Here is a 13,283-nt window from a genome sequence, read left to right on the forward strand (position 1 = left end):
AGTTATTTATTTAATAGTTCAACAATTAATATTCCGTTATTAGTAACCTCTTTTACTTTAACCACATCTCCTTGGACGAGGTCTCTTTTTTCTTCGGTTAAAGCATCTAATTCTCGCAAAGTACCCTGCACTGTAATACTCACTTTACCAATTTTAGACCTTTTATTCCCTATCGTTAAATACACTTCCCCGATTTGATTCAGTGCGTTGTTTAATTTTAAAGTTCCGCTACTTTGCAGTTTTCCCAAATAATAAAATATTGAAGCCATTGCTAGCATCATAAGCAATCCACAAACAATAGATATTATTACGGTTAGTGTTTTAGATAAACCCCCATCTAAACAAGAAATTCCAGACCATCCAAAAATAGTAAGGAAACCCATTAAATTTTTAAAACTTAAAAATTGAAAACCTATTCCAGCATCACCATCAATTTCCGCATCTACATCGCCATCCATTCCATCGGTATCACCACCTACCAATGTAAGTATCAATAATATGATAAAAATAACAGAGGAAACCCCAGCAATAGACCAATAAATCTTCTCAAAAAGTGATAACGCAGCAAACCATTCTTCCATAAATTATAATATTTAGGTTAGTAATTCTAAGATAGAGTATTTTTTGAAAAAGGATAAGAAAAATCTTTCTTATTTGGAAAGCAAAATAGAAACAGTATTACCGCCAAAACCAACAGCATTTACCATTATTTTATTCATTTTTGATTGGCGACTACTTTCTACAAATGGAACACCTATAAACTCTTAATGTATTAACATTAACACAGCAAATTTTAAACTTAATGAGCCCGATGCTCCGAAAGTATGCCCTAGTTTCCATTTATTAGTAGTTAAATGTGCTGCTTTGTTACAAAAAACTTTTCAATAGCCTCTCTAGAAGCCAACAATGCATATGGATCCGTAACTTAGGCTACGCTTATATTTCCTATTTCATCTGAACAAATAATAATTCAAATTTATTTCAGCCCTTTTGAAAATTATTTGGTATTATATCTATCTTGCAAAGATGGGAAATAATCGTATACTACTTGATGCTTAAAACAGTAATATCTACATTAACACCTAATTATTCACAATTAAAAAGCAGAAGTGTATTTTTATTACTTTCTGCTATTTCTTTTGTACTACGCTTTCCTTTTTTTTTCAGAGATTATATAGATAGAGACGAAAGTACTTTTATTCTTTTAGGTCAATCATGGGTGGAAGGCCATCTGCCATATACAGAGCTTTGGGATTTAAAACCTCCTATTACTTATATTTTCTTTGCTGGGATTATTGCTGCCTTTGGGAAAAGCTTTATTGCCATAAGAGCGGTTGGTGTTTTAATTGTTGCTATTACAGCTTTTTTTACCTTTAAAATTGCAATACAACTAACCACAAGAAAAACAGCTTTTTGGGCTTCTTTTCTATGTGTGTGTCTACTAAGTATGTTTGGTAGCCTACAAGGGGTAATGTCCGAACATATATGCATGTTCTTTTTTATGCCCGCCCTTTATATTGTACTTAGCTATAATCAATGGCAATGGCACGCCATTGCAGGTTTACTATTTGGATTATCTGTAATGACCAAACTAAATATGGCCTACCCTGTACTTATAATTGGTTTGTATACCTTATATATTGCAATAAAAAACAAAAACATTAGTAAAGGGCTTCTTCATTCTTTTGCCTTTGGCACGGGCATTATATTACTTATTTTTTTAACCATTATTCCATATTATATACATGGAAATACAGAAATATGGTGGAAATCTGTAATTCTGGCCCCATTAGAATACACTAACGCAAGGAGATATTCTATTTTTAAAATGGCTCCGATTTTTATTATCATAGGTACTTTTTTCTTTTTTTCTTGGAAAAATAAGTCTTTAAATTTTAGCAATAAAAAGCTTCAATTATTACTATTAGTTGTCTTTGGAATACTAGTTTCTTTTATAAAAGGAGGTAGAATTAATGGGCACTATTTAATACAATTACATCCCATCTTTATCATTTTAGTGGCAATTGTAGTTTCTAAGATTACTTTTTTTAAAAAATGGAATTACCAGACTTTGGTGTTCTTTTCATTAGTACTGCTTCCCATGGAGAGTTATTTAGAAATAGGAAACATCATAAAAAACAAAATACAAAGAGGAACTTTTTTCAATGGCGAGGGCATTTCTGTACCTAAATATATTTTAGATAATAATATTTCTACCGAAAACATTCTCTTTTTAGAATACCATATTGGTTACTGGCAATTAGGAAAACTGCCTCTAACCAAGGCAGCAACACACCCCAGTAATTTATGCAGAGATGAGCTTTTTTCTTTTTATGACAACCCTAGAAAGGACTCTACAGAAGAACTCCGACACATTATGGAAGTATTACAACCGCAAACTGTGGTAATACGAAAGGGTAAAAGGGTTTTTGATAAAAAAGAACTAGAAGAGAACGAATACATAGACACCTACCTTTCCGAACATTATACTTTAAAATCTACTGTAGAAAGAGCAGAAATATTACAACGCTTAGAGGGACATTAATTTATCTCTAAACAAATTGCATACTTCTAAATCACTTCTTTATTAAATTCCTTCTCTTCGTTGATTCGGCCTATAATAGTAGCTCTTATTTTCTTTATAATAATATTTTCTGTGGTAGGGTGCTCATCTTCACTAAATAGTTATGGCACATTAAAACTTTTTTCTTGCAGAGCAAAGACTGTCTATAAGGTAGGATTAATACTTCCCAGATAGCATCTAGAAACAACCACTACTTTATGTTCCTGTTTAATTATATCTAATACCGTATCTGTATCATTCAAAGGAACTAATAATCCGCCTGCTCCCTCAATAACCAAATGATTATCTGTTACTGAAGCTACAATATTTTCTAACTTTATTCCGGTTTAGTTATCATACCACATTGAAGGCATTTGTATTTTCTTTTTTCGAAAAAAGGAAATAGCTTGTGAAATATTCCTTTGCGAGAGTAATATACATCTGATTTTTCTGCCTTACAGTTTGGGCATTTTATTGGATCTCCGTCACAATCTATTGCATAAGCACGTATTTCATTATAAATTTTCAGAGCCCGTTCTTTATCCTTAGCGTATACTTGTAGTTTTACTCCACCAATAGCATTGCTAATTATCGGGTCCGAGTTTAACGTGTTTTCATCTCTTAAAAAAACAGGAATTCCTTCGGATTCTAATTTCCCTTTAATAATCTGCACATCAGCTGCAAACTCAAACGATCCTAAGATGTAAAATTTTTCTTCCATATTATTTTAAACAACCACTTAATATTTGCAACACTAAACCAATTTCCTCTTTAGAATTCTGAGCATGCAAACAAAAACGAAGCCTCTCTTCTCCTTCAGGGACTGTTGGTGATAAAATTGCTTTTACATTAAAACCCTTGTCTTGTAATTTAGCTGCTACCTTTTTTACATTTTCATTTCCAGGGATAAGACAACATTGAATTGCAGAATCGCTAGGCAAAAATATAGTCTGTAATTTTAAATCTTTTGCCTTGTTTTTAAAGTGCCTTATGTTCCCTAACAGAAGCTTTCTTGCTTCTATCCCCTGATTACTAGTAACAAATCTAAAGGCGGCCATAATAGTAGCTACAGAGTGAGGAGGCAAACCAGTGGTATAAATAAAACTATGCGAAAAATTTATTAAATATACCTTTAATCGCTCACTCCCTAAAACAGCTGCACCATGACAACCCATAGCCTTACCAAAAGTTACTATTCTAGCAAACACCTCTTTATATGCCTTGTTTTGTTGTACCAAACCTTCTCCCTGAGTGCCAAAAACACCTATAGCATGAGCTTCATCAACCACTAAATGACACCCTTTTTTCTTTGTGAATTTTAGTAATGCATCTATATCTGGAGAATCGCCATCCATAGAAAAAATAGATTCTGTTACGATATAAACCTCACCCGTAAATTCTTTAGAAATAGCTTGTGATAATTTTTCTTCTAAGTCCGCTAGACTATTATGTTTAAACTTATAATTTTTAGCATTACTTAATAAAATACCATCGCGAATGCTAGCATGTATAAGCTCATCAAACAAAATAATATCTCCTCTTTGCGGTACAGCACTAAAAAAGCCCAAATTAGCATCATAACCAGAGTTAAATACCAATGCACTATCGGACTTAAAAAAAGCAGGCAAATCTACCTCTAAATCTTTATACAAATTATGATTTCCAGAAATAAGCCTAGAACCTGTAGCTCCATTATGAGAAATACCTTTATTTAATAATAACTGGAAGGTATTGGCGTACAAAGTATCATTAGTAGCGAAACCTAAATAATCGTTCGAAGAAAAATCAACCAAATTACCATTAGTTGGTAGGCTTCTAAGAGCATCTTCTTGCTCTCTCTTTTTTAATTTGGCATCTAAATTAGAGGGGAAATTACGCATGCCCCAAATTTACTATCTTTTCTTGTTTTGTAACACTACTAAAACACACATATTACAAATATTTTTATTTAGATACTGTAAAATTTAAAAATAAAGGGTTGTTTTTAGTTATGGTATGGTTTATTCCAACTGTGGGTTTATCTGTGTTATAAACACTTGAAATATACATATAGTCAAAATCTAATTGATAATCTCCTTCTTCTATTAGAATAACCCCTATCCTTGATTCGTACATATCCGTGTCGTTATTTAAAATTGCAGCTGGCTGGCTATAATAACTAATCATCCCTTTTTCTGCAATTATATATTGCTCGTCTATATTTACACCCACGTAATCATCCGAAAAAGCAGAATATTTACGCACTTCAAAATTATAGGAGAACTCATCTACTCCAGATGTTTCGTATAAATCCAAAAGGCTAGAATACCCCTCTTCTGGTAAGTATCTACTAAAATTTAGTTCAAAAAATAGCGTATCACCCACCACATAGCTTACTTTGTTTTCTACTTTTATAGCGTCTTTTATATCTACCTCCACATTATTCCAATACACATCATCATCTGGTGGAGAGCACTGCATCCCCAAAACAGCTAAAAACAAAATTGAAATACTTACAATTACTTTTTTCATTATTTCTTTTTAAAATCTATACCCAACTTTTATACCCGTTCTAACCAAACCAACATCAAAAAGCAAAACATCTTCAAAATTTGTCCGTATACCAATTTGAGCTTCCATAGACATTCTTTTATGGAATGCTAAAAAACGATACCCATAACCAGCACCAAGGCCTACATTTTCAATATTTCGAGTACCATAATCATAAACGCCATATCCAGAAGCGTTATTACTTCTTTGAAGACCACTATCGGTTTCTGCCCTATTATAACTGCCAAAAATTTCGAAAAAATGACTCCTTTTTTGGGTTCCATTTACATACAAACGTGCATAAGGATTTATCTCATAATTTACTTTGTAATTGCTATATTCCTCTGCAGTTTTCAAATTGAGTTTCTGATGGGCATTACTATATATAACTCCTCCCACACCCACAGTAAAATACTTGTTTAGAGTTCTCTCATAATTAAGCTCTGGACTTCCTAGGAGCAAATAACTTAAATTACCCGAGAATTGATTTTTATAAATTTCCTCCTCTTCTTCTTGAGAAAACAGGCTAACAGAAAATAATAGCGCAAATACTATCCAAAAATTCTTCATTCTAAATTACTAATTTCATGTAAGATACTATATTTGGTAATGGTTGCTTTTTAAACCCTATCTTTAAATTGACAAGGATACAGACTGTTATATAACAGTAATGTTTTGATAAAATAATATTTTTATCCTAATGAAGATTACATACCACAAAGCGTCAGCTACAATCGAGTTACAACAAATAATTTCCTTGCAAAGGAAAAACTTATATGCCAACTTAACTAATGAAAACAGGCTACAACAGGGTTTTGTTTCGGCTTCCCACACCCTAAGTATTCTACAAGAAATGAATGTTGTATGCCCCCATATTATTGCTAAAGCAAATAATGCAGTAATTGGATATGCTTTAAGCATGCACCCAACCTTCAGTAACAAAATTCCTCTTTTAAAACCAATGTTTTTAGAAATAAATTCTTTAATTCCAAAACCAGAAAATTATATGGTAATGGGGCAAATTTGTATAGATAAAGATTTTCGTGGAAAAGGAGTATTTAGAAACTTATATACAACAATGAAAGTAGCTATACGGAATGAATACGCCTCCATTATTACAGAAGTAGATGCTAAAAATATCCGTTCCATAAATGCTCATCGAGCCGTTGGTTTTAAACATTTAAAAACATACCATTCTTTAGGACAAGATTGGGAGCTAATTATTTTAAAAAATAATTAAGCAATCCTTTGTTTAAAAAAAGCAAACTCAAAACACAATTTGCAATAGATACAAAAAAAGCCATACAATTATGTATGGCTTTTTTAACGTTTTATAGTAGCAATTTAGTCCGCTAATACAATAACTTTATTATCCTTCATTTCTATTGTGCCACTTATAATTGGCAAAATAGTTCTCCCTTTATCGTCTTTAGAGAATTTACTCTGGTACTCCTCTTCTATAGTTATATTACCATCTACCTTAACATTACCTCCTTGTAATAAAGAAACAATAGGTGCGTGATCATTTAACATTTCAAACTCTCCATTTATACCTGGAACCGTAACTGAAGTTACTTCTCCTGCAAATAAAGTTGCCTCTGGTGATACAATTTCTAAATACATTTCTTTTTAGTTATTGGTTGATGGCTGATGGCTGATGGTGTTTTTGGTAAACCGAAAACAAACTACTATCAACTGTCAACTTATTTATGCTTCCGCTAACATTTTCTCACCAGCTTCAATAGCTTCTTCAATAGTACCTTTAAGGTTAAATGCAGATTCTGGCAAGTGATCTAACTCACCATCCATAATCATATTAAATCCTTTAATAGTTTCTTTAATATCTACCAATACCCCTTTAAGACCAGTAAACTGCTCTGCTACGTGGAATGGTTGAGATAAGAAACGTTGTACACGTCTTGCTCTACCTACTGCTAATTTATCTTCTTCAGATAATTCTTCCATACCTAATATGGCAATAATATCTTGCAATTCTTTATAACGTTGCAATAATTCTTTTACTCTTTGAGCACAACCATAGTGATCTTTCCCTAAAATTTCTGCTGATAAAATTCTAGAAGTAGAATCTAATGGATCTACCGCTGGGTAAATACCTAACTCTGCAATTTTACGAGACAATACTGTTGTTGCATCTAAGTGAGCAAACGTAGTTGCTGGTGCTGGATCCGTTAAATCATCTGCAGGTACGTAAACCGCTTGTACAGATGTAATAGAACCTCTTTTAGTTGATGTAATACGTTCTTGCATTGCACCCATTTCTGTTGCCAATGTTGGTTGGTAACCTACCGCAGATGGCATACGACCTAATAATGCCGACACCTCTGAACCTGCTTGCGTAAAACGGAAGATATTATCTACAAAGAAAAGTACATCTTTCCCTTGTCCTTCTCCTGCTCCATCACGGAAATACTCTGCTATTGTTAATCCAGAAAGTGCAACACGTGCACGTGCTCCTGGTGGCTCATTCATTTGTCCGAAAACAAAAGTTGCCTTAGATTCTTTCATGATTTCTTTGTCTACTTTAGACAAATCCCATCCGCCTTCTTCCATAGAATGCATGAAATCATCACCATATTTTATAATACCAGACTCTAACATCTCACGTAATAAATCGTTTCCTTCACGAGTACGTTCTCCTACTCCTGCAAAAACAGATAAACCACCGTGTCCTTTTGCAATGTTGTTAATTAATTCTTGAATTAATACGGTTTTACCAACTCCGGCTCCACCAAATAAACCAATTTTACCTCCTTTTGCATAAGGCTCAATAAGGTCTATTACTTTAATTCCTGTAAACAACACTTCTGTTGTAGTAGTGAGGTCTTCAAATTTTGGCGCATCTCTGTGAATTGGAAGTCCATCTTTACCTGCTTTAGGCAAATCTCCTAATCCATCAATTGCATCACCAATTACATTAAATAAACGTCCGTAAACGTCATCTCCTATTGGCATTTGAATAGCACTACCCGTAGATAATACTTCTGTACCTCTACTAAGACCATCCGTAGAATCCATAGAAATGGTACGTACGGTGTTTTCACCAACATGAGACTGTACTTCTAAAACAAGTATAGAATTATCTTTATTAGTGATTTCCAATGAATCGTAAATTTTTGGAAGGTCTGCTCCGGATTGAAATTCTACATCAACCACTGGCCCAATTATTTGGGAAACTTTACCTGTAACTTTAGACATTATCTACGTGTTTATGTTTATTTAGACTTAACCTTATTGCATTAAATCCTTTGTTTTTCAGGCTGCAAAGATATGTTTTTCAATCTAAAATGAAAACTACTTTTTATTCTTTTTTAAACATAAAAAAGAGCGCCTATAAATAAGCGCTCTAAATACATTTAAAATCCCTACTATTAAAGGTTTATACCCCAAGAAATATAATAGATGGATCCAACAAATCCTGTACCTACTGCAGAAAAATATTCTTCTGCTAATATATTAGAGCCTCCAATTTTAAATACCGATTTAATACTTGGTACTGCATAATTCACTTGCGCATCTAACACATTAAAGGCAGGAACATCACCATCTGCAAAAGTATTTTCCCAGAAATAAGCATCGCTCCATCTATAATTTAAGTTAAAACCTAAATTCTTAACAATCTCCGTATTTCCAAAAGATACTTTTACTTTATGTTTAGGTGTGTTAAAATTTGTTCTAAAATCTGGATATTCCTTTTTATCAAACTCAAACTCCGAATATGTGTAACTAGTTCCAAGATCAAAGTTCCCAAACACTTTAGCATCAACGCCTATGGTTACGCCATAAGATTCTATATCCGCTTCTGAATTTGTGTATGTTTGGTATGCTTGGAAATCACCATTTTGTAAAGCTAATAGAGACAATGCATTATCGCCTGCCTGTCCATAAAATGGTACCACTACAGTTGTATTAGAGATAAAATCTTTATACTTATTATAGTACCCACTTAAATCTATGGCTACTTTTCCTATTTGTGCTCTGTATCCTAATTCATATGCTGTAATTTCTTCTGCCTTAACCAAATCGGTATTTACTGCGGTTGGCGCTCCTTCTTGTACAGAATTTAAAGAGAACGCATTTTCATAGGCAGCTCTCCCGACTATAGTAACTGTTTCTCCTCCTGCAAAAGCAACTCCATCTGCACTTACAGGATAATCACGAACATCTCTATCTAAGTTATCTGGAGCAGAACCCATTAATATAGCTCTACCTGCATTTAAGCCAATAAATAAATCTTGCGTAGAAGGATTTCTAAATCCTTGCTGTACAGAGGCTCTAAAATTTTGGTTTCTATTTTCCCCTGCTGTATAAACCACAGATAATCTTGGAGATAAAAATCCATCAAAAAATTCATTCTTATCATAACGAACAGAACCCGTAAGTTTTAAACGCTCTTCCATTAACTTTTTTTGAACCTGAAGATACGCTCCAAATTCGGTATAACTAATAGGACCATCTATATCGGTGAAAATTGTTCCATTAGATTTTAATATATATTCTCTAAAAGATCCTCCAACCTGAATCTCCGCTATATTTTTAGTCAAATGCGTAAAATTATAATTAGCATCTATATGGTTTAGCTCCGTATTATCAATAAACTTTGCTCCAGTAGTTAAATCGCCATCTACAATTACTTTATTAAATGCCGAATTAAATGCAGCTGTACCAGGAACCAATCTTCCTGTATCTGCCACTTGTCTTGCTGCGGCATGCGCTGTAGCATCATCTAATTGCTGACCAGTACCCACCCCTAGCTTTGCTCCAATATATGTACGGGCATACTGGGTAAACCAATCTGTATCTGATTTCCAAGATCTATTAATATTAATAGCTGCAAATCTAGAATCATAAGAATCTCCTGAATTTTCAGATGTATGGTATCCTCTTAGAAAAAAATTATCATTACGGATTTCTAATTTATGTTGTTGCATCACAAAATTCTTTATAGAATATCTGTTTGCTCCTTGGTAAATAGTGTTTCCTCTACCTACTCTTCCGTTATATATAATTTCAAAATCATTTGCAAAAGGTTTGTAATGAATGGATCCATCAAATTTTACACTTTGCGCATTATAGTCCATTAAATCTTCTTCCTCATACCCTGTTCTTGTAACAAATTCAGAGCCTACCGTACCAGAAGGCAATCCTGCTGCTGTATCGAAATTCAACAAAGTACCTACTTCGTCTCCATATATATTTAACCCATCAAAATCTACATCTGCCCTTGTCTTTCCTGGATTCAGTAAATCTTCGTAATTATTAGCATGCCAATCTTCTCCTTGTAATATAGATAGGTTAACCTTTACTGCTAATTTATCATTAAATGCATGTGCTGCACGGATACCAAAATCATAGTAATTATTATCTCCTGCGGCTTCTTGCGACGTTATACCTGTTTTAAAGTATGTACTTATTCCTTGATAATCAAAAGGGTTTTTACTACGCATAAACAATATACCATTGAATGCTCCTGCACCGTAAAGTGCCGAAGATGCTCCTGGAAGTATTTCTACACTTTGCACTTCTAATTCTGACATCCCAACTAAATTTCCTAAAACGAAATTTAATCCAGGAGCCGAGTTATCCATCCCATCTACCAACTGCATAAAACGATTATTAGCAAAAGAAGCAAATCCTCTAGTGTTTATAGATTGGAATGTTAAACTATTGGTATTAACATCTACCCCTTTTAAATTTTGAAGTCCCGCATAAAAAGATTCCGAAGTCGTATTTTTTATTTCTTTTAATCCGAATCTCTCCACAGAAACAGGAGATTCAAAAATACGTTCTGGCGTTCTAGATGCAGATAAAACAACTTCATCTAAAAATGTATGCGACTCATTAAGAGTTACTGCTATTGTCTGATTGTTTTTTGTAACACTTACAGAAGCTTCTGTGTATCCCAAACTAGTTATTTTTAATTCGAAGGGAGGATTCTCTGTGGTTTCCAAAACAAAATTACCGTCAAAATCTGCAACCGTACCAATAGATTTTCCTGTAATTACAATATTTGCTCCTGGAATAGGGCTAGCATTTTCATCTGACACTTTTCCTTTAATGACGGTCTGTGCATAACTACCCATTCCTATTAAAAGGAAGGATAAAAAAAGTATTTTTCTCATTCTGTTCTTATTAAGTTTATTGCCTAGTCAATGGCAATATACCGATTTTTTTAAATTGACAATAGAAAAATTCAAAAATTATGCATGCATAGTAAATTATTTTTAAAATATGAGGCTTTAAAATGCGTTATTCATAAAAAAAGGGTTTCAACTAAAGTTGAAACCCTTTTTACCTATTATATACTTTGCTTTATTCTACTGTTACAGACTTTGCCAAGTTTCGCGGCTGATCCACATTACAGTTTCTCATAACAGCGATATGATAAGACAACAACTGCAATGGAATAGTTGTTAACAAGGGAGTTAAACTCTCCAAGGTCTCGGGAATTTCTATTACGTGATCCGCAAGTTCTTTTACTTGTGTATCACCTTCTGTAACTATTGCTATAATTTTTCCTTTTCTAGATTTTATCTCTTGAATATTACTAACTACCTTTTCATAATGCCCTTTTTTAGTCGCAATTACAAATACGGGCATTTGCTCATCAATTAAAGCTATAGGTCCGTGCTTCATCTCTGCAGCTGGATAACCTTCTGCATGAATATAACTTATCTCTTTTAATTTTAATGCCCCCTCTAAGGCTACCGGAAAATTATACCCTCTACCTAAATATAAACAATTAGTAGAATCTTTATACACTTCAGCAACAGTCTCTACTAAATCATTAGAAAGTAATGCCTTTTCAACCTTAGATGGTATCGTCTCTAATTCAGACAAATACTCATGAAACTTAGATTGTGAAAATTCTCCTTTTTCCTTCGCTAATTTTAAAGCTATTAAAGTTAATACTGTTATTTGTGTTGTAAATGCCTTTGTTGATGCAACACCAATTTCTGGCCCTGCGTGTGTATAAGCTCCAGCATCTGACTCTCTAGCTATAGATGAACCAACAACATTACAAACACCAAATACAAATGCTCCTTTTTCTTTAGCTAACTTAATAGCCGCAAGAGTATCCGCTGTTTCTCCTGATTGAGAAATAGCTATTAATACATCTTTATCTGTTATTACTGGGTTTCTATATCTAAACTCTGATGCGTATTCTACTTCAACAGGAATTCTTGCTAAATCCTCGAATATATACTCTGCAACTAACCCTGCATGCCATGAAGTTCCACAAGCCACAATAATTATACGGTTAGCGTTTACAAATCTCTCGATATTTTGATCAATCCCTGCCATACGAATAATCCCTTGGTCAGCTAAAAGCCTGCCACGATAGGTATCCATAATAGCTCTTGGTTGCTCGTATATTTCCTTTAACATAAAGTGATCGTAACCTCCTTTTTCGATCTCCTCTAAGTTCATTTGTAACTCTAATATGTTTGGATAGGCTACTGCATCATTCTTTATTTTACGAAGCTTAATCTCTTTACCAAGTCTAATAATTGCCATTTCCTCATCCTCTAAGTATATTGCATTATTAGTAAACTCAATAAAAGGAGAAGCATCGGATGCGATAAAAAATTCATCCTCACCAACACCAATAGCCAATGGGCTCCCTAATTTTGCAACTACAATTTCATCTGGTTTCTTCTTATCGAAAACTGCAATTGCATATGCTCCGACCACTTGGTTTAAAGCAATTTGCACTGCTTTTCCCAATTTAACATCTTCTGTCTTTTGTACCTCTTCAATTAAATTAATCAATACTTCCGTATCCGTATCCGATTGAAAAGTATATCCTCTATTTTTTAAAGCCTGCTTAATAGATTCATAATTCTCAATAATTCCATTATGGATAATTACTAAATCTCCTGAATTAGAATAATGTGGGTGAGAATTAACATCATTAGGAATCCCATGTGTTGCCCAACGAGTATGGCCTATTCCCAATGTACCTGCTTGAGAGATTTCTTTGGCTTTATTTTTTAAATCTTCTACTTTTCCTTTGGTCTTTGAAAGGTTGATATCATTACCATCGAAAAGAGCAATCCCAGCACTATCATAACCTCTGTACTCTAAACGTTGTAATCCTTTTATAACAATTGGAAATGCTTCTCTATAACCAATATATCCTACTATTCCACACATATTTTAAAATTTATTG

General features: G+C 33.5%; 12 protein-coding genes and 1 pseudogene. 2 read left to right on the top strand and 11 right to left on the bottom strand.

The genetic code is table 11. The features are described 5' to 3' along the window. Window positions 1-2: 2 nt before the first annotated feature. Both QZZ51_RS01635 and QZZ51_RS01640 read right to left on the bottom strand, forming a co-directional pair. Window positions 3-581 (bottom strand): hypothetical protein, encoded by a 579-nt coding sequence (locus tag QZZ51_RS01635; RefSeq protein ID WP_291864972.1) that lies wholly within the window; start codon window positions 579-581, stop codon window positions 3-5. A gap of 69 nt (window positions 582-650) precedes the next feature. Further along, window positions 651-881 (bottom strand): annotated as a pseudogene (locus tag QZZ51_RS01640) (beta-ketoacyl synthase); the annotation flags it as partial. A 170-nt stretch (window positions 882-1,051) separates the two neighbouring features. Between QZZ51_RS01640 and QZZ51_RS01645 the strand changes: the two are divergent. After that, the gene (locus tag QZZ51_RS01645; protein ID WP_291864974.1) at window positions 1,052-2,545 is read left to right on the top strand and encodes a glycosyltransferase family 39 protein; all 1,494 of its coding nucleotides are present in this window, start codon (window positions 1,052-1,054) and stop codon (window positions 2,543-2,545) included. A gap of 182 nt (window positions 2,546-2,727) precedes the next feature. On the opposite strand, the gene QZZ51_RS01650 is transcribed toward QZZ51_RS01645, so the two are convergent. The 5 genes from QZZ51_RS01650 to QZZ51_RS01670 form a co-directional block, all read right to left on the bottom strand. After that, window positions 2,728-2,862, bottom strand: coding sequence for an AAA family ATPase (locus QZZ51_RS01650; protein WP_291864977.1), 135 nt, complete (start codon window positions 2,860-2,862; stop codon window positions 2,728-2,730). A gap of 38 nt (window positions 2,863-2,900) precedes the next feature. After that, window positions 2,901-3,284, bottom strand: coding sequence for a DUF2007 domain-containing protein (locus QZZ51_RS01655; protein ID WP_291864980.1), 384 nt, complete (start codon window positions 3,282-3,284; stop codon window positions 2,901-2,903). 1 nt (window position 3,285) lies between these two features. Beyond that, window positions 3,286-4,443 carry an 8-amino-7-oxononanoate synthase gene (locus tag QZZ51_RS01660; RefSeq protein WP_291864982.1) on the bottom strand — a complete coding sequence of 386 codons (1,158 nt, stop codon included), beginning with the start codon at window positions 4,441-4,443 and terminating at the stop codon, window positions 3,286-3,288. A 64-nt stretch (window positions 4,444-4,507) separates the two neighbouring features. Next, entirely contained in the window at window positions 4,508-5,074 is a 567-nt protein-coding gene (locus QZZ51_RS01665) for a hypothetical protein (protein WP_291864985.1), read from the bottom strand. Window positions 5,075-5,083: 9 nt separating this feature from the next. Then, a complete protein-coding gene (locus QZZ51_RS01670; RefSeq protein ID WP_291864987.1) occupies window positions 5,084-5,662 on the bottom strand; it encodes a hypothetical protein in 579 nt (192 codons plus the stop codon). A gap of 130 nt (window positions 5,663-5,792) precedes the next feature. Between QZZ51_RS01670 and QZZ51_RS01675 the strand changes: the two genes are divergently transcribed. After that, complete coding sequence (locus QZZ51_RS01675) at window positions 5,793-6,332, top strand: GNAT family N-acetyltransferase (RefSeq protein WP_291864988.1); 540 nt, start codon at window positions 5,793-5,795, stop codon at window positions 6,330-6,332. A 104-nt stretch (window positions 6,333-6,436) separates the two neighbouring features. On the opposite strand, the gene QZZ51_RS01680 is transcribed toward QZZ51_RS01675, so the two are convergent. The 4 genes from QZZ51_RS01680 to glmS all read right to left on the bottom strand — a co-directional run bounded on the left by QZZ51_RS01680 (window position 6,437) and on the right by glmS (window position 13,267). Beyond that, a complete protein-coding gene (locus QZZ51_RS01680; RefSeq protein ID WP_291864991.1) occupies window positions 6,437-6,715 on the bottom strand; it encodes a F0F1 ATP synthase subunit epsilon in 279 nt (92 codons plus the stop codon). An 84-nt stretch (window positions 6,716-6,799) separates the two neighbouring features. Beyond that, window positions 6,800-8,308: a F0F1 ATP synthase subunit beta gene (gene atpD / locus QZZ51_RS01685; protein ID WP_291864994.1), complete on the bottom strand. Its 1,509-nt coding sequence runs from the start codon at window positions 8,306-8,308 to the stop codon at window positions 6,800-6,802. Between the two features lie 173 nt (window positions 8,309-8,481). Continuing rightward, a complete protein-coding gene (locus QZZ51_RS01690; RefSeq protein ID WP_291864997.1) occupies window positions 8,482-11,232 on the bottom strand; it encodes a TonB-dependent receptor in 2,751 nt (916 codons plus the stop codon). 190 nt (window positions 11,233-11,422) lie between these two features. Further along, on the bottom strand, window positions 11,423-13,267 hold the full coding sequence (gene glmS / locus QZZ51_RS01695; RefSeq protein ID WP_291865000.1) for a glutamine--fructose-6-phosphate transaminase (isomerizing): 1,845 nt from the start codon (window positions 13,265-13,267) through the stop codon (window positions 11,423-11,425). Between the last annotated feature and the right edge of the window lie 16 nt (window positions 13,268-13,283).

Source organism: Maribacter sp., assembly GCF_016744255.1.
Classification (GTDB): Bacteria; Bacteroidota; Bacteroidia; order Flavobacteriales; family Flavobacteriaceae; genus Maribacter_B.

Bases quoted from the DNA above. Each gene is read 5' to 3' on its own strand.
- QZZ51_RS01635 (WP_291864972.1), bottom strand. From the start codon at position 581: ATGGAAGAATGGTTTGCTGCGTTATCACTTTTTGAGAAGATTTATTGG.
- QZZ51_RS01645 (WP_291864974.1), top strand. From the start codon at position 1,052: ATGCTTAAAACAGTAATATCTACATTAACACCTAATTATTCACAATTA.
- QZZ51_RS01655 (WP_291864980.1), bottom strand. From the start codon at position 3,284: ATGGAAGAAAAATTTTACATCTTAGGATCGTTTGAGTTTGCAGCTGAT.
- QZZ51_RS01660 (WP_291864982.1), bottom strand. From the start codon at position 4,443: ATGCGTAATTTCCCCTCTAATTTAGATGCCAAATTAAAAAAGAGAGAG.
- QZZ51_RS01665 (WP_291864985.1), bottom strand. From the start codon at position 5,074: ATGAAAAAAGTAATTGTAAGTATTTCAATTTTGTTTTTAGCTGTTTTG.
- QZZ51_RS01670 (WP_291864987.1), bottom strand. From the start codon at position 5,662: ATGAAGAATTTTTGGATAGTATTTGCGCTATTATTTTCTGTTAGCCTG.
- QZZ51_RS01675 (WP_291864988.1), top strand. From the start codon at position 5,793: ATGAAGATTACATACCACAAAGCGTCAGCTACAATCGAGTTACAACAA.
- QZZ51_RS01680 (WP_291864991.1), bottom strand. From the start codon at position 6,715: ATGTATTTAGAAATTGTATCACCAGAGGCAACTTTATTTGCAGGAGAA.
- atpD (WP_291864994.1), bottom strand. From the start codon at position 8,308: ATGTCTAAAGTTACAGGTAAAGTTTCCCAAATAATTGGGCCAGTGGTT.
- QZZ51_RS01690 (WP_291864997.1), bottom strand. From the start codon at position 11,232: ATGAGAAAAATACTTTTTTTATCCTTCCTTTTAATAGGAATGGGTAGT.
- glmS (WP_291865000.1), bottom strand. From the start codon at position 13,267: ATGTGTGGAATAGTAGGATATATTGGTTATAGAGAAGCATTTCCAATT.